Here is a 25,280-nt window from a genome sequence, read left to right as displayed (position 1 = left end):
CGGTGAGCGGATGGAAGATTGTCTGACACTTAGATCGGCAGCTCGACCGGTCGGTCCACCCGCGTTTGATCCGATTAACCGCAAGATTTCGTCAAGAAGCGCGAAAGGGCCCGCCGACGGCGGGCCCTTTCGGTGCGTGGCGGGCCGGCGCGGCCCGATCAAAAGCGCGGCGGCGCCACGCGGCTTCGTCGGCCTAGGCGGCGACCGTGAACCGGGCGACGAGCGAGTTCAGGTGCTCGGCGGTCCCGGAGAGCGTCTGGGCGGAGGCGGCGATCTCCTGGGCCGAGGCGCTGGTCTGCTGGGTGGACGCGGAGACCTGCTCGGCCGACGCGCTGGACTCCTCGGCGACCGCGGCGACCTCGACGACCTCGTTCTCGGCGCGGGAGGCCTCCGACGAGATCTGGTCGACGGCGGTGGAGATCTCGGCCACGCGGGCGGCCATGTCCTCGACGGCGCCGCCGATGGCCTCGAAGGCCTCGCGGGTGCGCGCGACGGTCTGGACGCCGTCCTGCGTGCGCTGCGTGCCGTCCTCGACGACGCCGACGACGCGGGCCGTCTCGGCCTGCATCTCGCCGATCAGGGCCGAGATCTCGGCCGCGGCGCCCTGGGACTCCTCGGCCAGCTTGCGGACCTCCTCGGCGACGACCGCGAACCCGCGACCCTGCTCACCCGCACGGGCGGCCTCGATCGCGGCGTTGAGGGCGAGCAGGTTCGTCTGCTCGGCCAGGCCGGTGATCGTCCCGACGATGCCGCCGATGCGCTCGCTGCGCTCGGTCAGGGAGTTGATCGCGCCACCGACGGCGGCCGACGACTCGGCGACCTCGCGCATCGCGGCGGAAGCGGACTCGGCGGCGGACACGCCCTCGAGGGCGACGTTGCGGGCCTCGTCGGCGGCCTGCGCCGTCTGCAGCGCGACCTCGGCGCTCGTGGACGCGGACAGGGCAGCCTGCTGAACCGCCTCGCGCGTGGCCTCGACGCCACGGACCTGACGCTCGGCGCCGTGCGCGACCTCGGTCACGGCGGCGGCGATCTCCGACACGGCGCGGCCGGTCTCGTCGGAGGTGGCGGCCATCTGCTGGGACGCGGCGGCGACGGTCTGGGCCTGCTCGGACAGCTGGGAGATGGTGTCTGCGAGCTTGGCGCGCATGTCGTTGTAGGCGGCGACGGACGCGACCGTGGCGTTGCGGATGGCGCCGACGGACTCGGCGATGTCCCCGATCTCGTCGTTGGAGGTGCGCTCGAGCAGCGGCGTGACCGGCTCGACCTCGACGGTCAGGTCACCGTGCGCGACGCGGTCGAGCGCCTTCGCCAGGTCCGCGGTGCAGTTGTCGCGCAGCATCGTCAGGCGATGCTGGATCTCGCGCACCGTCTTGACGATCTTGCTGGAGAACCAGAACGCCAGTCCGAAGCCGACGACGATCGCGGCGAAGATGATCACGAGCGCGTGGTTGCGGCTCGTCACGGCGTCAGCCTCGATCTGCGCGTACGCCTCCTGGCCCTGCGCCACCTTGCCCTCGAAGAGCTTGGTGAACGCCTCGGCGACGACCGCGGCGTCCGGGACGGCCTCGGCCTTGTTGTACGCGTAGGCCTCCTCGGCCCGGCCGGCGTTGGAGAACTCGATGACCTTGTCGCGATTGGCGCGGTAGGACGCGATGCCGGCGGTGACCGCCTCGAACTCACGCGCGAGCTCCGCGTTGCCACGGACCGAGTCCTTGACCTTGGCGAGGTTGGAGTCGACGACCTGGACGTTGGCCTTGATCTTCGCCTCGACCTTGGCCTTCTCGGCGGCGGTCGACTCGAGGATGTGGTTGTTGGCGAACGCGCGGTTCTCATTGAACTTCGCGCGCGCCGTGCCGAGCTCGGCGAGCGGCTCCGCCGACCCGGTGAAGAGCGTGTCGGCGTGGTGGTTGGCCGTGTTCATGTCGTGGACGCCGAAGGCACCGACGGTGCCGGTGAAGGCCAACAGGACGGCTGAGCCGGCCATCAGCTTGCCGCGCAAGCCGATTCGGGTGGGGATGAAAGACAAGAGGGTCGCTCCTACAGGTGATCGGGTTACCTGGGTGATCGGAGCCCTCTCTCAAGTCCGCGTCCGCGGAGTATCAAGACATCATCAAGGCTTTCGGGATCGTCCCGGCGTGCTCAGCGATGTCCGCCCACACGTCCCCGACCGCCGACAGCCGCTCCTGCATCGTCCGCAACGTGAAGGCGTGCGGCGCCAGGGCCGGGTCCGCCACCTCCTCCCAGGTGACCGGCGCCGAGACCGGCGCGCCCGGCAACGCCCGCACGGCGTAGGCGGCCACGAGCGTCTGCCCGTAGGTGTTACGGGCGACGTCGACGAGAATCCGCCCGTCGCGCTTGTCCTTGCGCCACTCGGTCGTGAGCGCGTCGGGATGCTCACCCGCGACCCGCTCAGCCAGCGCGCCCGCCGCCGCGCGCACCTCGTCCGCCGAACGCAGCCGCTTGAGCGGCGCGATGACATGGATCCCACGCGAGCCCGACAGCTTCGCGTACGGCGTGAGCCCGATCTCGCGCAGCAGGTCCGCCACCGCCAGCGCGGCCTTCCGGATCGCGTCGAAGTCCTCGTCGGACGGGTCCAGGTCGAACACGAGCCGGTCCGGCTTGTCGCGGTTGTCGCAGCGCGCGTTCCAGACGTGCGGCGTGATGCAGTTCTGCTGAGCGAGCCACCGCAGCGTGTCGGCGTCGTTGACCATCCCGTGCGTGATGTCCCCGCCCTTGCGGCGCGGGACCTCGCAGCGCGCGACCCACTCCGGCGCGCCCTTCGGCAGCGACTGCTGGATCACGACGTCGGCCGCGATCCCCTTGTTCCAGCGCCACAGGTTCATCGGCCGGTCGCGCGCGTGCGGCACCATCACGTCGGCGACCGCTGAGTAGTAATCGCGCAACTCGGCCTTCGTGATCCCGTCGTCAGGGAAGAGGACCTTGTCGGGATTGGTGAGCTTCACCTCGGGCACGCTCGGGATCGTCGCAGGACTGCTGCTCTGGACGGCGCCCGCCCCCGCGGCCACCGTCACCGCCCGCGACCGGGTGGAGCTCGACACGCGCCTGGGATCTCTCGACTGGCGCGACGTCGACTACGTCGCCGCACCCGGCGAGGTCAACCGGCTCGAGCTGACGGAGACGGCGGGGCACGGCCTGCGCCTGCGCGACCCGGCCGGGATCACGGCCACGCCCCCGTGTGTCCAGGAGGATCCGCAGACCGCTTCGTGCCCGCCGCACGGCGGACGGATCCTGCGCGTGAGCCTGGGCGACGGCGACGACCGCGTGTCGCAGGCGCTCGGGCTCTACGGCGTGAACACGAACGTGGACGCCGGTGACGGCAACGACATCGTCGAGTTCCCGCTGGCTGCGCTCGTCCTCGGCGGTCCGGGCGACGACACGCTCGCCGGCGAACGCGTCCTCGGCGGCCCCGGGGCGGACGTGATGACGGCCGAGACGCTCGACTACAGCGACCACGCCGAAGGCGTGACCGTGGATCTGGCGGGCGGCACGGCGGGCGCTGCGGGCGAGAACGACCAGATCGCGCCCGGAACCGAGATCCTCTACGGCGGGTCGGGTCCGGACGTGTTGCGCGCCCCGCTCGGTGGCGGCGTGATCATCCACAGCCACGACGGCGCCGACGTGATCGAGGGCAGCGACGGGAACGAGTCCCTCAACGGCGGTCCCGGGAACGATGTGATCCGTGCGCGCGGCGGCCGCGACTGGCTGACCGGGGACGCCGGCGACGACCAGCTGGACGCCGGCGCCGGCCCCGACACGACCTACGCCGGCGACGGGAACGACCGGCTCGACGGCGGCGCCGGACGCGACGAGCTCCACGGCGAGCGGGGCACCGACGTCCTGCTCGCGCGCGACGGCGAGCGAGACGCGGTCGGCTGCGGCGGCCCGTTCGACGGCGACCGCGCGACGATCGACACGGCCGACGAGGACACGTGGTGCCCGCACGTCAGCGGTGCGCGCCGGCTGATCCTGCATGGCATCACCCGTGTGGGCGTGCGGTCGGCGCAGATCGTGCTGTCCTGTCGCGCGGCACGCGCGTGCACGGGCCGGCTGCGCGTGGACGGTGGCCGTGTGGCTCAGCGGCGCGTGCGCGTGCCCGCCGGCCGGCGCCGGAGCGTGGCGCTGCGGCTGGACCGCGCGGGCGGCGCGGTCGAGGTCGAGGTCGTCACACCCAGGAACGGGGTGTTGCGCGCGCGGCTCGGCGAAGCTCGTCGGTGAACCGCTTCGGGACGCGCGGGTCCTCCCCGCCCTCCCACAGCGTGATCACGATCAGCTCGCCGCGCGGGACGTCCTCGATGCAGATGAAGACGAGCTCGGCGTCCTCGAGGTCGCGAACGAGCACGGCGCCGCGCTCTCCCGGCTCGACGCGGTCCGCTTCGACCGCGCGGGACACGCGCGAGGTGACCTCGAGCTTCGGGTCGAGCGCGCCGCGGACGCGTTGCAGGTAGCGCTCGGCCGCGTGATCGGTGACCGCTACGAGGGCCACAGGAGCTTTTCGAGCCCGATCACCGGGGACTCGGGCAGCTCGGCCACGTTGCGGATCGCGAGCAGCACGCCGGGCATGAAGCTCGCGAGGTCCGAGGTCACGTGGCGGATGATCAGCGACTGGCCCTCCTCGCCGAAGATCACGTCCTGGTCGGCGACGATGCCGGGCAGGCGCACCGAGTGGATCGGCACCTCGCCCTCCATCAGCGCGGCCGTGCGCTTCGCGGTGCCCGACGGCGCGTCGACCTTCTTCGGGTGGTGATACTCGATGATCTCCGCGCCTGACATCACCTTCGACGCCTCGGCCGCGAAGCGCATCATGAGCACGGCCCCGATGGCGAAGTTGGGCGCGAAGAAGACGTTGCCCGGACGGTCCGCGACCGCTGCGCGCAGCTCGTCCTCGTCCCAGCCGGTGGCGCCGACCACGCAGTGCACGCCGGAGGCCGCCGCGAGCTGGACGTTCGCCACGACCTGATCGGGCAGCGTGAAGTCGACGAGCACGTCGGTGCCCTCGAGCACGTCGGCGACGGACGTGCCGAGCGACGGGTCGGCACGGCCGACGAGCTCCATGTCGTCGGCGGCCTCGACCGCCTCGCACGTGGTCGCGCCCATGCGCCCCGCGGCGCCCGCCACGGCGACCTTGATCACGCGCTCACGGCCTCCCCCGCGACGCCGCGCACGGCGTCGCAGAACTTGTCCTCGTCCGGGCCGATGCCGGCCGCGGAGAGCCGGCCGGGCGCCCACAGGTCGTCGACGAGCGAACGCATGTCGTCCATGCTCACGGCGTCGATGCGCTCCATGACCTCCTCGGTCTCCAGCAGCGGGAGCCCGAACAGCAGCGAGCCGCCGAGCCGGTGCATGCGCGAGCCGGTGGACTCCATGCCGAGGACGATCCGGGCCTTGACGTTCTCTCGCGCGCGCACGAGCTCCTCCTCGGTCGCCGGCTGCTCGCGCAGGCGCTCGAGCTCGTCCCCGACGACCTTCATCGCCTCGACGAGGTTGTCCGGGCGCGTGCCCACGTACAGGCCGACCTGGCCCGTGTCGGCGTACTGGCCGGCGAACGAGTAGACGCTGTAGGCCAGGCCGCGTTCCTCGCGCACGGCCTGGAAGAGCCGCGAGCTGGAGAGCCCGCCGAAGATCGCGTCCAGCACGCGGGCGGCGAAGCGGCGCTCGTCCCCGCGCTGCAGGCCGAGGCCGCCGAGCGTGACGTGCACCTGCTCGGTGTCCTTGCGCACGAAGCGCACGCGCGCGCCCGGGTCGCTCGGAGCGGGCTCGGGCGCCGCGACCGGCTCGACGCCGTGCGATCCTGACTGGGTCGCGCGGGCAAGTTCCACGATCGCGTCGTGGTCCACAGACCCGGCGGCGGCGATGACGACGCTGCCGGGCACGTAGCGGCGCTTGTGGAAGTCCGCGATGACGTCGATCGGCGTGTCGCGGATCACCGGCGCGCGGCCGATGATCGGCCGCCCGAGCGGGTGGTCGCCGAAGACGGCCTCGCCGAGCACGTCGAACACCGTGTCCTGCGGGTCGTCCTCGTACATCGCGATCTCCTCGAGCACGACCTCGCGCTCGGGGTCCACGTCGTTGTACGCAGGGCGCCAGACCATGTCGGCCATGACGTCGAACGCCGCCGGCAGGTGCTGGTCGAGCATGCGCGCGTAGACCGCGGTGCTCTCCTTGTCGGTGCCGGCGTTGAGCTCGGCGCCCATGCCGTCGAAGAGCTGGTCGATCTCCGCGCTCGCGTAGCGCGCGGTGCCCTTGAACAGCAGGTGCTCGAGGAAGTGGCTGAGCCCGGCCTCCGTGACGGATTCACCGCGCGAGCCGGTGTGCACGAAGAAGCCCAGGGCCGCGGACCGGACGGAGGGCATGTGCTCCGTGACGATCCGCAGCCCCGATTCGAGCTCCGTGATGCGATGGCCGGGCAGGGCGCTTACCCGCGGTCCGGGTCGCGATCGCCGCGCGGCGCGCGCGGGGCACGGTCGCGATCGCGCCCGGCGCCGCCACGGGGGGCACGGTCACGGTCCCGGCCGCCACGGCCGTTGCGGTCGCCGCCACGGCCGCGCGGACGGTCGCCGCCGCCCCCGCCGCCCATGCTCGGGTCGCCGGTGCCGACGGACGCCAGCTCTTCCTTCGTCTTGCCCGCGATGTCCGGGTCCTCGGCGAGGCGCAGGCCGATGCGGCCGCGCTCCTTGTCGACCTCGACCACGCGGACCGCGATCTCGTCGCCCTTGTTGAGCACTTCCTCGACGGTGTCGACGCGCTTGCCCGGCGACACGTTGGAGATGTGCAGCAGGCCGTCGGTGCCCTTGGCCAGCTCGACGAAGGCGCCGAAGGTCGTGGTCTTGACGACCTTGCCGGTGAACTCGTCGCCCACCTCGACCTCCTTGGTCATCGAGCGGATGCGCTCGACCAGGGCGTCGCCCTTGGCGCCCGTGACGGCGTAGACCAGGACCTGGCCCTCGTCGTTGACGTCGATCTGGGACTCGTACTCCTCCTGCAGGGAGCGAATGGTCTCGCCGCCCTTGCCGATGAGGAGGCCGATCTTCTCCGGGTCGATCTGGATCGAGCTGATGCGCGGCGCGTGCTCGGAGAGCTGCTCGCGCGGGGCCTCGATCGCCTCGGCCATCTTGCCGAGGATGAACTCGCGACCCTCCTTGGCCTGCTGGAGGGCGTCGCGCATGATCTCGAACGTGACACCCGTGATCTTGATGTCCATCTGCAGGGCGGTGATGCCCTCGGACGTGCCCGCGACCTTGAAGTCCATGTCGCCGAGGTGGTCCTCGACGCCGGCGATGTCGGAGAGGATCGTGTAGTCGTCGCCCTCCTTGATCAGGCCCATGGCGATGCCGGCCACCGGCCGCGTGAGCGGCACGCCGGCGTCCATCAGTGAGAGCGAGGAGCCGCAGACGGACGCCATCGAGGACGAGCCGTTGGACTCCAGGATGTCCGACACGATGCGGATCGTGTACGGGAACTTCTCCTGGTCCGGGATCATCGGGACCAGCGCGCGCTCGGCGAGCGCGCCGTGGCCGATGTCGCGGCGCTTGGGGCCACGCATGAAGCCGGCCTCGCCCACGGAGAAGGGCGGGAAGTTGTAGTGGTGGAAGTAGCGCTTGGACGTCTCGAGGCCGAGGTTGTCCAGACGCATCTCCTCACGCGTGGTGCCGAGCGCGACGACGCTCAGCGCCTGCGTCTGGCCGCGCGTGAACAGCGCGGAGCCGTGCGTGCGCGGCAGCGGCTTGATGTCGATCGAGATCTTGCGGATCTCGGTCTCGTTGCGGCCGTCCGGGCGCTTCTTGTGGACGGCGATGCGCTCGCGGATGATCTTCTTCTCGAGCGCGTCGAACGCCTTCTGGGCCGCGGCGCGCTTCTCGGCGTAGTCCGCGGCGTCCTCCTTGCCGGAGTACTTGGCGAGGACGGCCTCCTCGACCTCCTTGGTGGCCGCCTGGCGCTCGAGCTTGTCCTCGACCTGCGTGGCCTTGTCGAGGTCCTTGCCGTGGCTCTTCTGGATCTTCGCGATCAGGTCCTGGTCGGGACCCTGGACGACGATCTCGTCCTTGGGCTTGCCGGCCTTCTCGGCCAGCTCGCGCTGGGCGGCGGTGATCTTCTTGATCGCCGAGTGCGCGATGTCCAGCGCGTCGAGGATCTCGGCCTCGGGCACCTCGTTGGCGCCGGCCTCGACCATCAGCAGCGCGTCGTCCGTGCCGGCCACGACGAGGTCCATGTCGGCCTCGAGCAGCTGCTCCTCGGTCGGGTTGACGACGAAGTTGCCCTCGACCTTGCCGATGCGCACGGCGCCCACGGCCTGCGGGAACGGGATGTCGGAGACCATCAGCGCGGCGGACGCGCCGTTCATGGCGAGGATGTCGTACGGGTTGACGCCGTCGACGGACAGCGTGAGCGCGACGAGCTGCGTCTCACGACGCCAGCCCTTCGGGAACAGCGGGCGCAGCGGACGGTCGATCAGGCGCGCGATCAGCGTCGCCTTCTCCCCCGCGCGGCCTTCGCGCTTGAAGAATGAACCCGGGATCTTGCCCGCGGCGTACATGCGCTCCTCGACATCCACCGTCAGCGGGAGGAAGTCGACGTCGCGAGCGTTGCCCGCGGTCGCGGTGGAGAGCACGATCGTGTCGCCGGCGGTGACCGTGACCGCACCGGAGGCCTGCTTGGCCATCTTGCCCGTCTCGAAGGCGATTTCCGTACCGCCGATTTCTACGGCGACGCGGTGCACTTCAGACATATGTCCCTTTCTCTGCCCCGCCTCGGAAGTCGGCGAGGTCCTCTGCATCGTCTTGACGCTTCGGTAGTCGTTGACATCCATGTTAGTAAGCGCTTTGTGCGCGAGCGCAGGTGGGTAGGGTCTGCCGCCAATGGCTGATCGCATCGTCGTCTTCGGAGCCACGGGCTACACGGGCGAGCTGATCGCGGCGCGTCTGGTGGCCGCGGGCGTGCGGCCCGTACTGGCCGGGCGCTCGGAAAACCGCTTGTCAGCGTTGGCCGAGCGCTTGGGCGGCCTCGAGTGGACGCGCGCCGACGCCATGCGCCAGAACACCGTCTTCGATTTGGTCGGGCCCCCCGATGTGCTCGTCTCCACCGTCGGGCCGTTCGTGAAGTGGGGCCTGCCGGCCGCGCGCGCCGCGGTCGCCGCCGGCTGCACGTACATCGACACCAGCGGCGAGCCGGAGTTCATCCGGCGGTTGTTCGACGAGTTGGACGGGCCGGCTTCGCGGTCGGGTGCGCGGCTGCTGCCGTCGCTGTCCTACGAGTTCGCGGCGGGGACGCTGGCGGGTGCGCTCGCGCTGGACGAGGCGGGCGACGGTGCGGCGCGGGTGGACGTCGGCTACTACGCGCTCGGCGCGGGCCCGACGTCGCTGTCCGCGGGAACGCGCGAGTCGCTCGTGGGCGTCACCGTCGGCGACCACTTCGCGTTCCGCGACGGCGCCGTGAGCACCGTGCGGGCCGCTGAGCGCGTGCGGTCCTTCGAAGTCGACGGCAAGTCCCGCGAGGCCGTCTCGATCGGCGGGGCCGAGCACTACGCGCTGCCGGCCACGTACCAAGGGCTGCGCGAGGTCAACGTGTACCTCGGCGGGCTCGGGCCGCTCTCGCGGGCGTTGCAGGCCGGGTCGCTGGTGGGCACGGCGGTGCAGAAGCTGCCGCTCGCGCGGCCGACGATGCGCTTCTGGGGCGAGCGGGCGGTGTCGCTCGTCGGCGGGCCGGACGCGGGGACCACGGGGGACGTGCGCTCGGACATCGTGGCCGAGGCGCTCGACGCGGGCGGCGAGGTGCTCGCGCGGGTGGAGTTGGTAGGGCCGGATCCGTATGACTTCACGGCGTCGCTGATCGCATGGGCCGCGCAGCGTGAGGTCTCGGGCGCCGCGGGCGTGCTCGGGCCGATCTCGGCCTTCGGCCTCTCGGATTTCGAGGCCGGGGCGCGCAGTGCCGGCCTCGCCCGAACTCCGTAGCCGGCCCGAACGGCGCATCGAGAAGGCGCGGTCGGTCGCGCCTGCACCACGCCCGAACGGTCGCATTCGATCACGACCGCGCTTCGAACAAGGGGGGTGCGGTCGATTTCTTGCCCTGAGGGCAGGTTTCCGACCGCACCCCTTTTCCGGCGCGTGTTCGTTTCCGCGAGATCCGCACGAGGCCGGTCCTCGCCGCGCGGCCCCACGTCGTCTCCGTAGCCCGTATCTGTCGGTACGCCGCACGCCGCCCCGACCGAGCCACGCGGAGCCCGGGAGGCGCTGAGCCCAGGCGCGCGAGCGAAACGCCGCTCCTTTCCCCCTCGGTGGCCGCCTTTGACGGTTCCGCCGGACCCCCACGTAGGGTCGTGCCGATGAGCACGATCCCGTGGCTCATACCGCTTGCACCCTCTCGGCGATTCGCGCTGAGCGCTCCGGCCTGCGCGCTCGCTCTCGTCACCGCCGCCGGCCTCGCCGTCTTCCTCGCCTACCCGACCTATCCCGCGTACGACTCGCTCTACGCCCTCCTGTGGGCCCGCGAGCTGCTCGACGGGACCACGCCCGGCTTCGACGGCTACCGCACGCCCACGCAGCATCCGCTGCTGCTGCCAGTCGGCCTGCTGCTGGTCCCGTTCGGGGACGCGGGCGCGCGGCTGTTCATCGCGCTCTGCTTCGCGGGCCTGGTCGCGCTGGTGGCGGCCGTGTACCGGCTCGGGAAGCTGGCCGCGGGGCCGGTCGGCGGCTTCGTGGCGGCCGGGTTGCTGCTGAGCCGGTTCAACTTCGGCCTGCTCGCGTCCAAGGGGTACCTGGACGTGCCGTACTGCGCGTTCGTGGCGTGGGCGATGGCGCTGGAGGCGGAACGGCCGCGGCGCGGCGGCGCGGTGTGGTGGTTGCTCGGGCTGGCCGGGCTGCTGCGGCCCGAGGCGTGGCTGCTCGCCGGTCTGTACGGGCTCTGGATCGGGCGCGGCGGGCTGATCCGCCGTGCACAGGCGGCGCTGCCCGCGCTGGCGGCGCCGGCGATCTGGATGGCGCTCGATCTCGCCGTCACCGGCGACCCGCTGTTCTCGATCCGGCACACGGACGCGCTCGCGGCCGAGCTCCAGCGGGAGATCCCGCTCGGCGAGATCCCGCACATGACGCTGTTCCTGCTGACCGAGATCCTCAAGCTGCCGGTGCTGCTGCTGGCCGGGATCGGCGTGGTGCTCGCCCTGCGCGCGCGGGCCGTGCCGCTCGCGGTGCCGGCAGCGGTCGCGCTGGTCACGCTGGCGAGCTACCTCGTGATCGCGACGGGCGGGCTGGCCGGCGTCTATCGCTACCTGCTGCTGACCGGGATCGGCGGCGTGCTGTTCGCGGCGTTCGCGCTGGCGGGCTGGGCGCGGCTGCCGGCGTCACGGATGCGGACGGTGTGGATGAGCGTGGCGATCTTCGCGGCGGTGGTGGGCGGCGCCTACACGGCCGCGCGGCTCAGCGGGCCGGGGCTCGTGCGGGCGTTGAACGAGCGGCCCGAGCTTCGCGCGGAGCTGCACGGCCTGCTCGCGCGGCCCGAAGTCGCCGCCGCGGCCGCGTGCGGGCCGATCACGGTGCCCAACCACAAGCTGCTGCCGGAGATCCGCTGGGCGCTCGACGCGCCGGCGAGCGGCGTGCGCGCCCGCTCGGACCGCACGTTCGACGCCACCGGTCCTGGCCTGGCGCTCGCGGTCCGCCCGCCGCACGACGAGAGCGCGGCGCTCAACGTCTACGAGGTCCCGGCCGATGGCACCGCGATCGCCGCCGCGCCCGCGGGCCACGCGCTGATCGCCCGCACGGAGCGCTTCGAGGCCTGGGGGCGGTGCTGATGTGCGGGATCGCCGGCCTGCTCGCGCTGCCCGACGGGGCGCCGCCGTCGCGGCACGAGCTCGCGGCGATGAGCGCGGCGCTCGCGCACCGCGGCCCGGACGGCTCCGGCTTCCACCTCGACGCCACGGCCGCGCTCGCGATCCGGCGGCTCGCCCTCGTCGATCCCGTCGGCGGGCAGCAGCCGATCGCCAACGAGGACGGCACCGTGCGGGTGGTCGCCAACGGGGAGCTCTACGACCATCGCGCGGTGCGCCGCTCCCTCGAGCGGCGCGGGCACACGTTCCGCACCGGCTCGGACGTCGAGGTCCTGGTGCACCTGTACGAGGAGCGCGGGCCCGCGTTCGTGGAGCAGCTGCGCGGCATGTTCGCGGTGGCGCTGTGGGATTCTCGCCGCCGGACGCTCGTGCTCGCCCGCGATCCGTACGGGATCAAGCCGCTTGTCTACGCACTGCTGCCCGGGCGGCTGGCGTTCGCGTCCGAGCTCAAGGCGCTGCTCGCGTTGCCCGGCTTCCCGCGCGACATCGACCCGGAAGCGGTCGAGGCCTACCTCGCGCACAACGCGGTCCCGGCGCCCGGCACGATCTTCCGCGCCGCGCGCAAGCTGGAACCCGGGCACCGGCTGATCGTCACGCCGGCCGGCATCCGCCTCGAACGGTACGCGCGCCCGCGCCCCGCGGCCGAGCACCGCACCGAGCCGCTGGCGACGCTCGCGGCCGAAGCCCGGGAGCGGCTCGCGGCCTCGGTGCGCGCGCACCTGCAGGCGGACGCGCCCGTCGGCGTGCTGCTCTCCGGCGGGATCGACTCGGGCCTCGTGACCGCGGTCGCCGGCGCACCGGTCAAGACGTTCAGCGTCGGGTTCGACATCGCCGCGTTCGACGAGCTGACGCACGCGCGCGCCGTCGCCGAGCGCTACGGCACCGACCACCACGAGCTGCGGCTCGCCGCCGACGACGCGGCCGAGCTCGAGGGCGTCGCAGCCACCTACGACGAGCCCTCGGGCGACGCGACCGCGCTGCCGTACTGGCTGCTGGCGCGCTTCGCGGCCCGCGAGGTGAAGGCGGTGCTGACCGGCGAGGGCGCCGACGAGCTGTTCGGCGGCTACCAGACCTACGTCGCGGACCGGCTCGGCGCGCCCGCCGCCCGCGCCGCACAGGCGCTCGCGCCGGCGGTCGCGCGCTTCCCGAGCTCCTCCGGCCGGCTCTCCCTGGACTTCCAGCTGCGGCGGCTCGCGCTCGGCGCCGGGCTGGGCCCGCTGGAGCGCCACCACGCGTTCAAGCAGACGTTCAGCGCTGCGCTGCGGCGGGAGCTGCTCGGCTGGAGCGGCCACCCGCTCGCGCCGTTGCGCGCCCGCTACGCCGAGACGCACGGCCTGGACCCGATCGCCCGCCTGCAGGACGTGGACGCCGGCACGTTCCTCGCCGACGACCTGCTCCCCCAGGCCGACCGCGCCGGGATGGCGCACGGGCTGGAGGTGCGCGTGCCGTTCCTGGACCCGGTGGTCGCCGAGCTGGCCTACGCGCTGCCCGTCGACGCGCGCGTGCGCGGCCTCGAGACCAAGCGCGTGCTGCGCGCGGCGGCCGCGCAGCTGCTGCCCGAAGCGGTGGTGCGCGGGCCCAAGCGCGGCTTCTGCACGCCCGTCGCCGCCTGGCTGCGCGGTCCGCTCGAGCCGCTCGCGCGTGACCTGCTCGCCCCGGACCGCGTCGCGCGCCAGGGCTGGCTGAACCCGTCCACGGTCACGCGGCTGCTGGAACGCCACCTCGCGCGCCGCGAGGACCTGGGCCGCTCGCTGTGGGCGCTGATCGCGTTCGGCCTCTGGCACGACGCCTGGGCCGCCGCACCGCCCGTCCACCTGCATCCCGTCGAGCCGCTCATCCTCCAGGAGGCCGCGTGAGGACCCGAACCGCCGCCCTCGCCCTCGCCGCGACGCTCGCGGCCGCGGCGCCCGCGCATGCCCAGGACCCGGAGGCGCCCGACGGCGCGCCCAAGCACTGGCTCGCCAACGAGGACTGGATCAACTACCTGTGGCTCCCGTACGAGGAGGCGCGGTTGTACGAGCTGATCGGCCACTCGCGCGGTGACGTGTTCCGCTGGGTCCGCGACGAGAAGACGATCGCCGAGCTCGCCCGCACCAACGGCTGGGAGCCGCGCAAGCTCGCGGAGGCGCTGGTGGAGCCGCGGCGCGGCACGGTGAGCGCGGCCAAGCTGCGCGAGCTCGCCGACCGCGCCGAGCGCACGCTCACCCAGGGCCACCTCGGCCAGCACATCCTCTTCCACGCCCTGCACCAGACCGCCGTGCCCGAGAAGGCGACAGTGATCTTCGGCACGCGCGACCGCGACGAGTTCCTCAAGCTGCGGCGCGCGGAGCTCAGCCCGCTGCAGATCTGCGAGCTCAACGGCAAGACCCGCGTCGAGGCGCAGAAGGGCGTGTCGGACGCGCTGCGGGAGGCGGCCGCCCGCGGCGTGCGTGATGGCTCCCTGCCGCCCGCCCAGGCCGAGGTGATGCTCGACCGCCAGCTGCGCCAGGTCCCGCGCTGGCTGGGGCAGCACCGCTACAACGGCCCGTCCGGCGGCGCCAACAAGCCCGACCTCCCGGAAGCCGACGCCGCCAAGCACCCCAGCCTGTCCGCCAACGGGCTGACGGTCGTGTGGGACGCGTACCGCGCAGACGTCGCCCAGGCCGAGCGCTTCGGCGAGATCCACGTGCGCGCGGCCGTGCTCGGCCAGCGCAAGTTCTCCGTCACGCCGCCGCGCGCGGAGACCCGGCGCCCCCGCTCGGCCTACAACTCCGTCGTCTCCGCCGACGGCACCGCGGTCGCGTTCGAGACGGCCGAGTCGACCTATCCGCTGGCCAAGCGGGTCGGCCAGATGACCGTGCACGTGCGCGACCTCGCGACGGGCGCCGTGACGCGCGTGAGCCACGCCTTCCGGCCCAAGGGCGCCCCCACCCGCACCGCGTTCAACCCGGCGCTCTCGGCCGACGGAAACGTCGTCGCCTTCGAGGCCACCGACGCCGGCCGCAACGGCACACCGTCCGAGAACGGCCTCTGGGTGGTCGATCGCGCGCGCCGACGCGAGCGGCTCGTGACCGCCAGCTCGCGCGGCGCCGCGTACCTGCCCGAGGTCGCCGGCGACGGGCGCACCGTCGTCTACACGTCGGCCGAAGCCGACAACGCGGGCCTCACGCACATCTACAGCACGAACCTCCACACGAGGAAGACGACGCTGGTCTCACGGGCGAGCGCCCCGGCAGACGGCGACGCGTACGACCCGAGCGTCTCGCACGACGGCCGCTACGTCGCCTTCACCAGCCGCGCGCGCAACCTGGGCGGCGACGGCCGCGCCGACGTCTACGTGCGGGACCTGAAGGCCGGTGCCACTCGGCTCGTCACGGGCGCCATCAAGGCCGACGCCGGCTCCCCCTCGTTGTCGGCGGACGGGCGCTACGTCGCGTTCGTCGTTCGGGTCGGGCGTCCGAACGGCACGCAGAAGAGCCTGCGCTCGCGGATCTGGCGCCACGACCTGCAGACCGGCCGCAACACCCTCGTCAGCCGCGCGGCGGGCCGGCGGGGAGAGCCCGGCGACGGCCTGGCCACCGACCCGGCGATCTCCGCCGACGGACAGCGCGTCGCGTTCGCTTCCACCGGCGGCAATCTGGCCGAGGGCAAGCCGGATGGGATCGCGGGCGTGTTCGTGCGCGACCTCGCGCGCCACACGACGACGTTGCTGAGCACGCACGCGCAGCGGCCGGGCAGCGGGCCGGACGTGGTGCGGATCGTCGCGCCCGCGGGTTCCGGCGTCGCGGCGCTCGCGGCCACGGGGCTGCTGCTCGTGCGCCGACGCCGCCGGCGCCAGATGTGACCTGCCGTACTGCCGAGGCAGCGCTTCGGGTAACCGGATCGCCGTGAAGCTCTTGTTGGTGGTGGCAACGTTCCTCGCGCTGGCGTCCTCGGCCGAGGCGGCCTCGTACGCCGGCCGGCCCATCCGCCAGGACGGGGTGACGCTGCCCGCGCGCGTGTCCGGCGAAGACGTGCAGCTCGCGATCGGCGGGAGCTTCGCCACGCGCTTCTGGCCCGGCGTCAACCTCGGCGCCACCGTGCCCGGGCACGCGCCCGGCGAGCTCGCGCCGTCCCGCAAGGACTACGACCGCTGGCTCGAAGGGATGCAGGACCTCGGGGTCCGCGTCGTGCGCGTCTACACGATCCTGCGCCCGCGCTTCTACGAGGCGCTGGCCGCGCACAACCGGCGGCACCCGAAGACGCCGCTGTACTTCATCCAGGGCGTGTGGATCCCCGAGGAGGACTTCCTCGCCACCAGAAACGCGTACGCGACGACCGGCGAGTTCGACCGCGAGATCGCCGACGCGGTCGCCGTCGTGCACGGCGACGCGACGCTCCGGCCGCGCCGGGGGCACGCGAGCGGGCGCTACCGGACCGACGTCTCGCGCTGGCTGCTCGCCTGGTCACCCGGCGTCGAGTGGGACCCGGACGCGGTCGTGAACACCGATCAGGTGAACGCCGGCGCGCCGCCGCACCTCGGCCGCTTCATCCAGTCCACACCGAACGCGACCCCGATGGAGAGCTGGATCGCGGCGCGGCTCGACCATCTCGCCACGCTCGAGGCGCGGCGCGGGTGGAGCCGCCCGATCACGTTCACCAACTGGCTGACGGTCGACCCGCTGAGCCACCCGATGGAGCCGCTCGCGCTCGAGGACGCGGTGAGCGTGGACGCGATGCACGTGCAGGCGACCCCCTCGTGGCCGGGCGGCTTCTTCGCCTCCTACCACGCGTATCCCTACTACCCCGACTTCCTGCGCCTGGAGTACCCGGGCGGGCAGCCCTCGCCGTACGCCGCCTACCTGCGCCAGCTCAGGCAGCACCACCAGGGCCAGGCGCTGATGGTCACCGAGTTCGGCGTGCCGACGGGGCTCGGCGCCGCCCACCGCGGGCCGCTCGGACGCGACCAGGGCGACCACGACGAGCGCGAGGCCGCGCGGATCGACGCCGCCATGATGCGCGAGATCGAGCAGGAGGGCTACTCGGGCGCAGTGCTCTTCGAGTGGACCGACGAATGGTTCAAGCGCACCTGGAACACGCAGGACGTCGCGCGCCCCGTGGAGCGGCGGCCGCTGTGGCACAACGTGCTCACGAACGAGACGCAGTTCGGCGTGATCGCGGTCGACCCCGGCCGCCGGCCGGTCGTGGAGCTCGACGGGCGCGTCCGCGAGTGGCGCGGCGCGCGCATCAAGCACGACGCCGCCTACCTGTACCTGCGAGCACGCACGCCGAGCACGATCGAGATCGACACGCGGCCCGGCGGCGGGCCGGACCTGCGCGTGATCCTCGGCCCGGGCCGCCGGGCGCGCCTGCAGCAGCCGAGTGCGCTGGACCCCATCCCGAGCGTGTTCCGCGTCGGCCTGCGCCTGGACGAGTGGGTCTCCCCCCGGCTGATCCTCAGCCTGCCGCTGACCGAGCCCACCACCGGGCGCGAGCTCGCGCCGGAGTACCTGGATCTCGGCACCGTGCGCTGGGGCGGCAGCGACGTCCGGCGGCTCGCGGCGGGCAGCGGGAGCGACGTCGAGCTCCGGATCCCGTGGCTGCTGCTCGGCTTCGCGGATCCGTCCTCGCGCACGGTCTTCGTACCCGGCGCGACGGGCGTGACGTTCCGGCGCGTGGCGTCGATCCGAGTGGACGGGCGTCGCTACAGCTGGAAGACGTGGAACCGGGTCCAGTGGCACGAGCGGCGCAAGCAGGGCTGGCCGATCCTCGAGCAGGCGTTCGAGAGAGCCGCACGCTGACGCGCCCCGTACCACGGGTGTGTTCCGCCATCACGTCATCCGCCGCGAGCAGCGCGTCCAGGGCGACCCCGACACGGTCTTCGGCTTCTTCGCCGACGCGGGCAACCTCGAGTCGATCACGCCGCCCTGGCTGAGCTTCCACATCGTCACGCCGCGCCCGATCGAGATGCGCCAGGGCACGCTGATCGAGTACGAGCTCAGGCTGCACGGGCTGCCGATCAGCTGGCTGACCCGCATCGACGAGTGGGTGCCGGGCGAACGCTTCGTCGACGCGCAGATCCACGGCCCGTACGCCCTCTGGCACCACACCCACGAGTTCGAGGCCGACGGGGACGGGACGATCGTGCGCGACATCGTCCGCTACGCCCTCCCGTTCGGCGTGTTCGGCGGCCTCGCCCACCTCGCGTTCGTCCGCCGCGACCTCGAGCGGATCTTCGACTACCGGACCGTGAGCTTGCCCTCCATGCCGTCGGCACGGTGATTGCCGACCGGGCAGAAGTACGTGTACTCGCCCGCTTCCAGCGTCACGTCGACCGGCGGGGCGTCCGCTGCCTGAACGGTCTCGGTGGCGGCGCCGTCGACGCCCTCGATGACGACCGAGTGCGGCTTGGAGGACTCGTTGGCGAACTCGATGGTGACGTCGCCGGCGGCGGCCTCCAGCTCGGTCTCGGTGAAGGCGTTGGCGCCGCCCGGGTCGGCGGCGATGGCCAGCGTGGCCCCGCCCCCGCTCGCGGCGGCCTCCTCGGTCGGCGCCTCCGTGGGCGCCTCGGTCGCCGCCTCGGTGGCGGCGGGCGTGGCGGCGGGCTCCTCCTCGTCACCGCCGCACGCGGCGAACATCAGCGCGGCACTCGCCGCGAATACTGCGATACGTCTCATAACTCGGGATACGCAGCGCGCATCCCGAGGTTCACGAGATCTTGGCCCGCAGGATGTCGATGTCCCGCACGTCGCCGCCCGCGTAGTGTGCGCGGCGGACGATGCGCAACGCCTCGTACTGGCCGCGCTTGACGGCTGAGGTGAGGATGACGTAGCCGTTGCCCTGGGCGTCGACGCGGAACGTGCCGGCGCTCGCGCTCCAGCCCTTCGCGTCGCAGAAGACCTCGTAGATGTCCTGCGGGCCGCCCGGCAGGTCGTACACCCACAGCCGGACGACGGTGCCCTCGGCGGTCGTCCGCAGCCCGGCGCGGGCGCTGCCGTTCTGCGCCGCGGCGCTGATCGGCTGCAGCACCAGCCGGTACTGGTTGGCGGGGCGCTCCGGCGCCCGCTCGAAGCCGAACCCGAGGACCAGCGCGGCCGCCGCCGCCGCGGCACCGACGAGCGCGCTCGGGATCGCGATCGCGATCCGAGGCCGCCAGCGGCGCCGCTGCTTGGGCTCAGGCGAGTGCTCGCGCGCGAAGCGGTCGAGGATCCGCTCCTCGATCGCGGGCGGGAGCGGCTCCTCGTCCGTCGCGCCGGTCACCACCGCCAGGTCGAGCAGCGCCGGCAGCCCGGCGAGCTCGGCGTGGGCGGCCGCGCACTCGGCGCACTCCGCCAGATGGGCCTCCACGCGCTTGACGTTCTCCGCGTCCAGCGCACCGAGCACGTAGGCCCCGATGTCCTCGTGGACGTGCGTCATGCCCGCACCCCCATTTCCTCCAGAATCAGCCGCAGGGAGCGCAGCGCATACCACGTACGGCTCTTGACGGTGCCCTCGGGCAGCCCGAGCCGCTCCGCGATCTCCCTGACCGACAGTCCTTGGACGTGGGCCAGGCGGATCACCTGACGATGCTCGGGGGTGAGCTTCTCGAGCGCACCGGCGACCTGCCATCCCAGCATCGCGCGTTCGATCGAAAGGCCCTCGGGGTCCTGCTCCTCACGCGGCTCGTGCAGCGCCAGCGCCGGGCGCACCGCGGCGCGCCGGCGCGTGTCGATGATCGCGTGCCGCGCGATCTGGTACAGCCACGTGCGGACGCTGCCGCGCGTCGGGTCGTAGGCGTCCGCGTGCCGCCAGGCGCGCGTGAACACCTCCTGCACGACCTCCTCGGCGGTCCCCCGGTCCCCGAGTGCGTTCAGGGCGAAGCCATAGAGCTCACCGGCATACACCCGGTAGAGCTCACGAAGCGCCTCGCCGGTGGTATCCGACGAGATGCGCGCGAGCAGTTGAGCGTCCGTAGACATCGACGTTGTGAAATACGCGCCGGTCCGCTTCCCGGTTCGACGCCCCGCCGAAGATAGAGGGGTGGAGCCTTCTCAGGTGGCGAGGACGTCCAGGATCTCGCGCCCCGGATGCAGCACGCCGTCCAGGAACGCGCTCGGCGTCGTCACGACGCCGCACGAGACACCCGCCCGGAAGGACGACTTCACCCGCGTGTGGATCGTGTCGGAGCGGCGGTGGGCGTCGAAGCGCTCTACGTCCAGCCCCAGCGCCTCGGCGCGGGCCCACAGATGCGGGTCCTCGAGCCGGCCCTGGTCGGCGAACAGCGCGTCGTGCATCGCCCAGAACGCGCCCTGCTCGGCCGCCGCCTCGGCCGCGCACGCCGCCGGCCATGCCCGCGGGTGCGAGCTCTTGACCGGGAAGTGCCGGAAACAGACCTGCACGTCCAGCTCGGCGAGCCGGAGGTCGAGCGCCGCGCAGAACGGGCACTCATAGTCGCCGTAGACGATCACCAGCGCACCCTGCCCACGCACATGGTCAGAGGGCCCGATCGGGGCCAGCGGGGACGAACCGAGGTCGCTCAGGACAACGCGTCGAAGATGAGGTTGGCGCCGGGCAGCACGCCCGGGTTCTCCGCCTGGTGCGACCACTGCACGACGCCGTCCGGGCCGACGATGACCAGGGCGCGCTGCGCGAACCCGCCCCCGTGGTAGACGCCGAAGGCGCGGCACGTGGCGCCCTTGGGCTCGAAGTCCGAGAGCTGCTCGATCTGCACTCCCAGCTGCTGCTTGAACGCCGCCTGCGACGGCGACGCGTCGCACGACACCCCGTAAAGGGTGGCGCCGCGCGCGCTGAAATCCTCCAGCAGGTCGTTGTAGACCGACAGCTGGTCCGTGCAGACCGGCGAGAAGGCGAAGGGGTAGAACACGAGCACGGTCGTACGCCCGAGCAGCTGCTCGCGCGTGAACGCCTCTCCCTCCTCCGTCTTGAGCGTGAAGTCGGGCGCGGGATTTCCGGCCGCGACGACCACTGCTATCGACGCAGGCCGAGCTCGCGGATCAGCGAGCGGTAGCCCTCGAGATCATTCTTCTGGAGGTAGTTGAGGAAACGACGACGGCGGCCGACGAGCATCAGAAGGCCCCGGCGCGAATGGTGGTCATGCTTGTGTTCGCGCAGGTGCTCCGTCAGGTGGTTGATGCGATGCGTAAGCAGCGCCACCTGGACCTCGGTCTTGCCGGTGTCGTTCTCGTCCTTGCCGAACCGCGAGATGATCTCGCGCTTTTGCTCTGCGGTCATGCTCATGTGCGGTCGTGCAGAGTAGCAGCCAGCACGCGGTCACGCCCCGCGTCTTTCGCTGCATACAGCGCCTCATCGGCCCGGTGCAGGAACGCCTCCGGTGACTCGCCCTCCTCCCAGGTCGCGATCCCGATGCTGACCGTCACCGCGACGGGCGACGGCGCGTTGGCGACCTCGTGCCGGATGCGCTCGGCGGCGGCCATCGCGGCGTCGCCGTCGGTATCGGGCAGCAGCACGAGGAACTCCTCGCCGCCGAGCCGGCCGAGCTGGTCCTCCTGACGCAGATGCGTGCCCATGGCGTGCGCCGCGGCGATCAGGACCTCGTCGCCGGTCTTGTGCCCGTACCGGTCGTTGACGTGCTTGAAGAGGTCGATGTCGCAGACCGCGATCGACAGCGGGTGGCCGTGACGGCGGGCGCCGGACACCATGCCCGCGAGCTGGGTGAGGATGGCGCGCCGGTTGGACAGCCCGGTGAGCGCGTCCTCGCGCAGCAACGCCTCCAGCCGCGCGCCCTGAGCGACGAGCTCGTACTGGAGCTCCTTGGTGCGCGACGCCGCCTCGACGCGCGTGAGCACCTCGCCGTCGGTCACCGGCTCGATCAAGTAGTCCTGGACGCCGCGGCGCATGCCCGCGAGCGCGTCCTGGGGCGAGAGCCCCGGCCGCTCGATCAGGATGATCGCCGTGCTGTAGGCGACGGGATCGGACTTGATGGCACACACCAGGTCGCCGACTTCCACATGGATCAGCGCGACGGCTGGCTCCCAGGTCCGGCAGCGCTCGAGCGCCTCATCGGCGTCGTCGGTCTCGTATACGTCATGCCCGGCTTCGGCCAGCACCCGAGCGATCCTGCGCCGCTTCGGGGTCAACGCATGGGCTAACAGCACCCGCATTGAGCCTCTATACCCCCTGGACGGTTCGGCGAGACTCGAACGAACGCCGAGTTGTCAGACCAGACGGGCGATCTCGTCGACGTCGCGGCCCATCTGCTCGATGAGGGCCTCGACGGTGTCGAAGCGCTTCTCCCCGCGGATCCGGTCGATGAACTGCAGGCGCAGCTCGCGCCCGTAGAGGTCCCCCTCGAAGTCGAGCAGGAACGCCTCGACGAGCAGCCCGCGGCCGGTGACGAACGTCGGCCGCACGCCGATCGACACCGCGGCCGTCCACTGCCCCATCCCGGGCACGGTGGCCAGGCAGGCGTAGATGCCGTGGTCGGGGACGGCGAGCGCCGGGTCCGGGACGAGGTTGGCGGTCGGGTAGCCGAGCGTGCGCCCGCGCTTGTCGCCGTGCGCGACGATCCCGCGCGTCTCGAACGGCGCGCCCAAGAAGCGCGCCGCCTCCGCCACCTGCCCGCCGGCGATCAGCCCGCGGATGTGCGTGGAGGACACGATCTCGCCGTCGAGCTCGACCAGCCGGCTGACGCGCGTCGTGAACGCCGTCTGCTCGCTCAGCAGCGCCGCGTCGCCGCGCGCCCGGTTGCCGAAGCGGAAGTTCTCACCCACCGACACCCAGGTCGCGCCGAGCCGCTCGATCAGCTCGTGGTCGATGAAGTCCTGCGCGGTCTGCGCCATCCGCTCGCCGTCGAACGGGATCACGATCAGCTCGTCGACGCCAAGGCCGGCGATCAGGTCGGCCTTCTGCTCGAGCGTGGTCAGGAGCTTCGGCGCGGCCTGCGGCGCCACGACGGTGCGCGGGTGCGGCTCGAACGTGAGCACGCTGTCGGCGCCGTCGATCACCGCGCGGTGGCCGACGTGCACGCCGTCGAACTCGCCCACGGCGAGCCGGCGCTCGCGAGGAGTCGCGTCGGGGAGCCAGACGGTCTTCACGCGCGGAAGCCTACGACGGGCTTGAGCGTTCCGCCTCCACGCGGCTCGGCGAGCGCGATCAGGCCCTGCTCGTCGCGCAACCGGACCATGCCCTTGGCGTGCCCGGGAACCGCGGCGCCGTGCGACGCCTTTGCGGCGTCCTCGGTATCCAGCTCGACGGCGGGCATGAACGCCAACGCGTCGTCGAGCCCGATCAGGCGTTCCTCCGACGCGTCGGCGACGTCGAAGTCGCCGATCCGGGTGCGCCGCAGCTCCACGCAGTAGGCGTCGTTGAGGCCCATGATCAGCGAGCGGACGTAGGTGCCGGACGAGCACTCGATGACGAACTTCGCGCGGCCGTACTCGCGCCACTCGAGGTCGAAGCGGGCGACGAGCACCTCGCGCTCGGGGATCTCGACGTCCTCGCCCGCGCGGGCGAGCGCGTAGGCGCGCTTGCCGCCGACCTTGACCGCGCTGTACGCGGGCGGGCGCTGGGTGATGATCCCGGTCGGGAGCTCGAGCTCCTCGCCGGGCATGTTGCCGGGCCGGATCTCGCCCTCCGGGTCCCCGGTCGTCGACGTGTAGCCGAGGCGCGCGATCGTCTCGTAGCGCTTGGGCTGCTTCATCAAGAAGCGCTGGACGCGCGTGGCGCGGCCGATCAGGATCAGCAGCAGCCCCGTCGCGAACGGGTCCAGCGTCCCGGCGTGACCGACCTTCGTGCCCTTCGGCAGCCCGCGCCGGATCCGCGCCACCACGTCGTGCGACGTCACGCCCGCAGGCTTGTCGACCAGCAACACCCCGTCCGTCATGTCAGAGCTGTTGCGCCAGCTGTTCCCGCAGGAACGTGACCAACTCGGGGAAGTCGAGCTCGGTGGAGAAGCCGGCCGCGCGGCGATGCCCGCCGCCGCCGCCCGCCCGCGCGATCGCGGAGACGTCCACGCGATCGTCGGTCGCGCGCAGCGACACCTTGCGCGTCGCGCCGCCGCTGCCGAGCTGCTCGCGCACGAGGCCCGCCACCGCGGTGCCCTCCACGGAGCGCAGGTGATCGACGACGCCCTCGGAGAAGGACTCGTCCGCGCCCGCGTGCGCGTAGTCGTCGGCGGTGAGCTGGGTGACCGTCAGCAGGCCGTCGTCGAAGCGCTCGACGTTCGTCAGCCCGCGCGCCAGCAGGACCAGCTTGCCCTGCGGGACGCCCTCGTACAGGTGCCGGTAGATCTCGTGCGGCTGCAGGCCGTTCGCGATCAGCTCCGCCGCCATCTGGTGCGCGCGCGGCCCGGTGTTCTCGTACATGAAGCGGCCCGTGTCCGTGACCAGGCCGACGTACAGCGCCTCAGCGATCGGCGGCGCCGTCGTGACGCCGAGCCCGTGCGCGAGGTCCCACACCATCTCGGCCGTGCACGAGGACTGCGGGTCCACATGGTTGATCGCCCCGAAGCGCGTGTTGTCGTGATGGTGGTCGACGTTGATCACCAGGCGGGCGTTGGACTCACCCACGGGCGAGCGGTCGATGTTGCCGCAGTCCAGGAAGATCAGCACGCGGTCGGCGAGGTCGTCCGGTGGCTCGGTGACCAGGCCTTCGAGCTGGATGAAGCGGTACTCGTAGGGCAGCGGGAACTCCTCCGCCGGGAGGAAGGCGAGCGCCTCCTTGCCGAGCCCGGAGAGCACGCCCTGCATCGCCGCGAGCGAACCGACCGCGTCGCCGTCGGGGCGTTCGTGGGTGGTGAGGCAGAAGCGCTGGTGCGCGCGGATCGCCTGCAGCACCTCCTCCCGCGCAGGCAGCGACCCGTTCGATCCCCCCATTACGACGGGTCTTCCTTGTCGAGCAGCTCTGTAATCCGCATTCCGCGCTCCGGCGTGTCGTCGTAGACGAACTGCAGCTGCGGCGTGTTCTTCATGCGCAGCTCGGCCCCGATCCGGCGTTGGAGGAACCCGTGCGCGCTGTCGAGCGCCTTCAGCGAGCGGCGGCGCTCGCCGGGGTTGCCGAGCACCGACACGTATACGCGCGCATGGCGCAGATCAGCGGATGTCTCGACTGACGTCACGGTGACGAATCCGACCCTGGGGTCCTTCAGCTCTGTGGTGATCGCGCCGGACAAGACCTCCCTCATGGCCTCGTTGACCCGACGCATCCGATCGGACGTCATCCTAGTGACTCCAGGTCTTCCCAGCTTGTAAGCCGATAGCTCACGCTGACCCCCTGCGGGAAACGGCTGTCCAGCGCCCGGCGAACGGTGTCCACGGTCTCCTCCGCGATGCCGGCGGAGCGCGCCGCGATGGCGACCGCGAGCGTCGAGCGCTGCCACGTGTCCTGATGGCCCACCTCGGCCACGGACGTGTGCAGGCGCTCCCGCAGGAGCGCCTTGACACGGTTGAGCTCGGCTCGCTTGCCCTTCAGCGAGCCGGACTCCGGAAAGAACAGATCGACCTGCATGAGGACGACAAACGCGTCCACGACC

Annotated in this window: 25 protein-coding genes; 7 read left to right on the top strand and 18 right to left on the bottom strand. The window is 72.2% G+C overall.

Going from position 1 to position 25,280, the window contains the following annotated elements:
- Positions 1 to 193: 193 nt before the first annotated feature.
- The gene (locus tag OJ962_RS09875) at positions 194 to 2,026 is read right to left on the bottom strand and encodes a methyl-accepting chemotaxis protein (RefSeq protein ID WP_202952927.1); all 1,833 of its coding nucleotides are present in this window, start codon (positions 2,024 to 2,026) and stop codon (positions 194 to 196) included.
- Positions 2,027 to 2,099: 73 nt separating this feature from the next.
- Positions 2,100 to 2,972: a non-homologous end-joining DNA ligase gene (ligD, locus tag OJ962_RS09870; RefSeq protein ID WP_202952928.1), complete on the bottom strand. Its 873-nt coding sequence runs from the start codon at positions 2,970 to 2,972 to the stop codon at positions 2,100 to 2,102.
- Between ligD and OJ962_RS09865 the strand changes: the two genes are divergently transcribed.
- Entirely contained in the window at positions 2,953 to 4,236 is a 1,284-nt protein-coding gene (locus OJ962_RS09865) for a calcium-binding protein (RefSeq protein WP_202952929.1), read from the top strand. The genes ligD and OJ962_RS09865 overlap by 20 nt on opposite strands.
- On the opposite strand, the gene OJ962_RS09860 is transcribed toward OJ962_RS09865, so the two are convergent.
- From OJ962_RS09860 to OJ962_RS09845, 4 genes are read right to left on the bottom strand one after another with little or no spacing between them, the layout of a single operon-like run.
- Positions 4,184 to 4,504: a hypothetical protein gene (locus OJ962_RS09860; RefSeq protein WP_202952930.1), complete on the bottom strand. Its 321-nt coding sequence runs from the start codon at positions 4,502 to 4,504 to the stop codon at positions 4,184 to 4,186. The genes OJ962_RS09865 and OJ962_RS09860 overlap by 53 nt on opposite strands.
- Positions 4,492 to 5,151, bottom strand: a complete 660-nt coding sequence (locus tag OJ962_RS09855; protein WP_202952931.1) for a 4-hydroxy-tetrahydrodipicolinate reductase — start codon at positions 5,149 to 5,151, stop codon at positions 4,492 to 4,494. The genes OJ962_RS09860 and OJ962_RS09855 overlap by 13 nt, the downstream gene beginning before the upstream one ends.
- The gene (locus OJ962_RS09850; RefSeq protein ID WP_270006315.1) at positions 5,148 to 6,386 is read right to left on the bottom strand and encodes a M16 family metallopeptidase; all 1,239 of its coding nucleotides are present in this window, start codon (positions 6,384 to 6,386) and stop codon (positions 5,148 to 5,150) included. Before OJ962_RS09850 ends, OJ962_RS09855 begins: the two co-directional genes overlap by 4 nt.
- Positions 6,387 to 6,433: 47 nt before the next feature.
- Positions 6,434 to 8,743 carry a polyribonucleotide nucleotidyltransferase gene (locus tag OJ962_RS09845; RefSeq protein WP_202952933.1) on the bottom strand — a complete coding sequence of 770 codons (2,310 nt, stop codon included), beginning with the start codon at positions 8,741 to 8,743 and terminating at the stop codon, positions 6,434 to 6,436.
- A 130-nt stretch (positions 8,744 to 8,873) separates the two neighbouring features.
- On the opposite strand from OJ962_RS09845, the gene OJ962_RS09840 reads away from it, so the two are divergent.
- The 6 genes from OJ962_RS09840 (at position 8,874) to OJ962_RS09815 (ending at position 18,073) form a co-directional block, all read left to right on the top strand.
- Entirely contained in the window at positions 8,874 to 9,965 is a 1,092-nt protein-coding gene (locus OJ962_RS09840) for a saccharopine dehydrogenase NADP-binding domain-containing protein (protein WP_202952934.1), read from the top strand.
- A 371-nt stretch (positions 9,966 to 10,336) separates the two neighbouring features.
- On the top strand, positions 10,337 to 11,797 hold the full coding sequence (locus OJ962_RS09835) for a hypothetical protein (RefSeq protein ID WP_202952935.1): 1,461 nt from the start codon (positions 10,337 to 10,339) through the stop codon (positions 11,795 to 11,797).
- Positions 11,797 to 13,689, top strand: coding sequence for an asparagine synthase (glutamine-hydrolyzing) (gene asnB, locus OJ962_RS09830; protein WP_202952936.1), 1,893 nt, complete (start codon positions 11,797 to 11,799; stop codon positions 13,687 to 13,689). The genes OJ962_RS09835 and asnB overlap by 1 nt, the downstream gene beginning before the upstream one ends.
- Positions 13,686 to 15,656, top strand: a complete 1,971-nt coding sequence (locus OJ962_RS09825) for a TolB family protein (RefSeq protein WP_202952937.1) — start codon at positions 13,686 to 13,688, stop codon at positions 15,654 to 15,656. Before asnB ends, OJ962_RS09825 begins: the two co-directional genes overlap by 4 nt.
- Positions 15,657 to 15,699: 43 nt before the next feature.
- On the top strand, positions 15,700 to 17,592 hold the full coding sequence (locus tag OJ962_RS09820; RefSeq protein WP_202952938.1) for a hypothetical protein: 1,893 nt from the start codon (positions 15,700 to 15,702) through the stop codon (positions 17,590 to 17,592).
- Positions 17,593 to 17,611: 19 nt separating this feature from the next.
- Positions 17,612 to 18,073, top strand: a complete 462-nt coding sequence (locus OJ962_RS09815; RefSeq protein ID WP_202952939.1) for an SRPBCC family protein — start codon at positions 17,612 to 17,614, stop codon at positions 18,071 to 18,073.
- Here the strand turns inward: OJ962_RS09815 and OJ962_RS09810 are convergent.
- From OJ962_RS09810 to OJ962_RS09755, 12 genes are all read right to left on the bottom strand, one after another.
- Complete coding sequence (locus OJ962_RS09810; RefSeq protein ID WP_202952940.1) at positions 18,031 to 18,468, bottom strand: cupredoxin domain-containing protein; 438 nt, start codon at positions 18,466 to 18,468, stop codon at positions 18,031 to 18,033. The genes OJ962_RS09815 and OJ962_RS09810 overlap by 43 nt on opposite strands.
- A gap of 31 nt (positions 18,469 to 18,499) precedes the next feature.
- On the bottom strand, positions 18,500 to 19,207 hold the full coding sequence (locus tag OJ962_RS09805) for a zf-HC2 domain-containing protein (RefSeq protein WP_202952941.1): 708 nt from the start codon (positions 19,205 to 19,207) through the stop codon (positions 18,500 to 18,502).
- Positions 19,204 to 19,749: a sigma-70 family RNA polymerase sigma factor gene (locus OJ962_RS09800; protein WP_202952942.1), complete on the bottom strand. Its 546-nt coding sequence runs from the start codon at positions 19,747 to 19,749 to the stop codon at positions 19,204 to 19,206. The genes OJ962_RS09805 and OJ962_RS09800 overlap by 4 nt, the downstream gene beginning before the upstream one ends.
- A gap of 72 nt (positions 19,750 to 19,821) precedes the next feature.
- On the bottom strand, positions 19,822 to 20,238 hold the full coding sequence (locus tag OJ962_RS09795) for a DsbA family protein (protein WP_202952943.1): 417 nt from the start codon (positions 20,236 to 20,238) through the stop codon (positions 19,822 to 19,824).
- 68 nt (positions 20,239 to 20,306) lie between these two features.
- Complete coding sequence (locus tag OJ962_RS09790) at positions 20,307 to 20,756, bottom strand: redoxin domain-containing protein (protein WP_202952944.1); 450 nt, start codon at positions 20,754 to 20,756, stop codon at positions 20,307 to 20,309.
- A 2-nt stretch (positions 20,757 to 20,758) separates the two neighbouring features.
- Positions 20,759 to 21,028: a 30S ribosomal protein S15 gene (gene rpsO / locus OJ962_RS09785; RefSeq protein ID WP_121256122.1), complete on the bottom strand. Its 270-nt coding sequence runs from the start codon at positions 21,026 to 21,028 to the stop codon at positions 20,759 to 20,761.
- Positions 21,025 to 21,858, bottom strand: coding sequence for a GGDEF domain-containing protein (locus tag OJ962_RS09780; protein ID WP_270006310.1), 834 nt, complete (start codon positions 21,856 to 21,858; stop codon positions 21,025 to 21,027). The genes rpsO and OJ962_RS09780 overlap by 4 nt, the downstream gene beginning before the upstream one ends.
- A 108-nt stretch (positions 21,859 to 21,966) precedes the next feature.
- Positions 21,967 to 22,845, bottom strand: coding sequence for a riboflavin biosynthesis protein RibF (gene ribF / locus OJ962_RS09775; RefSeq protein WP_202952946.1), 879 nt, complete (start codon positions 22,843 to 22,845; stop codon positions 21,967 to 21,969).
- Positions 22,842 to 23,633 (bottom strand): tRNA pseudouridine(55) synthase TruB, encoded by a 792-nt coding sequence (gene truB / locus OJ962_RS09770; RefSeq protein WP_202952947.1) that lies wholly within the window; start codon positions 23,631 to 23,633, stop codon positions 22,842 to 22,844. Before truB ends, ribF begins: the two co-directional genes overlap by 4 nt.
- Position 23,634: 1 nt before the next feature.
- Positions 23,635 to 24,624 carry a DHH family phosphoesterase gene (locus OJ962_RS09765; protein ID WP_202952948.1) on the bottom strand — a complete coding sequence of 330 codons (990 nt, stop codon included), beginning with the start codon at positions 24,622 to 24,624 and terminating at the stop codon, positions 23,635 to 23,637.
- Positions 24,624 to 24,953 (bottom strand): 30S ribosome-binding factor RbfA, encoded by a 330-nt coding sequence (gene rbfA / locus OJ962_RS09760; RefSeq protein WP_202953372.1) that lies wholly within the window; start codon positions 24,951 to 24,953, stop codon positions 24,624 to 24,626. The genes OJ962_RS09765 and rbfA overlap by 1 nt, the downstream gene beginning before the upstream one ends.
- 11 nt (positions 24,954 to 24,964) lie before the next feature.
- Positions 24,965 to 25,276, bottom strand: coding sequence for a DUF503 domain-containing protein (locus tag OJ962_RS09755; protein WP_202952949.1), 312 nt, complete (start codon positions 25,274 to 25,276; stop codon positions 24,965 to 24,967).
- Positions 25,277 to 25,280 lie beyond the last annotated feature (4 nt).

This window comes from Solirubrobacter deserti (assembly GCF_027587175.1).
Taxonomy (GTDB): domain Bacteria; phylum Actinomycetota; class Thermoleophilia; order Solirubrobacterales; family Solirubrobacteraceae; genus Solirubrobacter; species Solirubrobacter deserti.
The sequence above is the reverse complement of the archived record's forward strand: the minus strand, read 5'-3'. Positions and strand labels throughout refer to the sequence as shown.

Excerpts from the sequence above, each read along its gene's own strand:
- OJ962_RS09845 (WP_202952933.1), bottom strand. The coding sequence starts at position 8,743 with ATGTCTGAAGTGCACCGCGTCGCCGTAGAAATCGGCGGTACGGAAATC.
- OJ962_RS09840 (WP_202952934.1), top strand. The coding sequence starts at position 8,874 with ATGGCTGATCGCATCGTCGTCTTCGGAGCCACGGGCTACACGGGCGAG.
- OJ962_RS09835 (WP_202952935.1), top strand. The coding sequence starts at position 10,337 with ATGAGCACGATCCCGTGGCTCATACCGCTTGCACCCTCTCGGCGATTC.
- asnB (WP_202952936.1), top strand. The coding sequence starts at position 11,797 with ATGTGCGGGATCGCCGGCCTGCTCGCGCTGCCCGACGGGGCGCCGCCG.
- OJ962_RS09810 (WP_202952940.1), bottom strand. The coding sequence starts at position 18,468 with ATGAGACGTATCGCAGTATTCGCGGCGAGTGCCGCGCTGATGTTCGCC.
- OJ962_RS09805 (WP_202952941.1), bottom strand. The coding sequence starts at position 19,207 with ATGACGCACGTCCACGAGGACATCGGGGCCTACGTGCTCGGTGCGCTG.
- OJ962_RS09800 (WP_202952942.1), bottom strand. The coding sequence starts at position 19,749 with ATGTCTACGGACGCTCAACTGCTCGCGCGCATCTCGTCGGATACCACC.
- rpsO (WP_121256122.1), bottom strand. The coding sequence starts at position 21,028 with ATGAGCATGACCGCAGAGCAAAAGCGCGAGATCATCTCGCGGTTCGGC.
- truB (WP_202952947.1), bottom strand. The coding sequence starts at position 23,633 with ATGACGGACGGGGTGTTGCTGGTCGACAAGCCTGCGGGCGTGACGTCG.
- OJ962_RS09765 (WP_202952948.1), bottom strand. The coding sequence starts at position 24,624 with ATGGGGGGATCGAACGGGTCGCTGCCTGCGCGGGAGGAGGTGCTGCAG.
- rbfA (WP_202953372.1), bottom strand. The coding sequence starts at position 24,953 with ATGCGTCGGGTCAACGAGGCCATGAGGGAGGTCTTGTCCGGCGCGATC.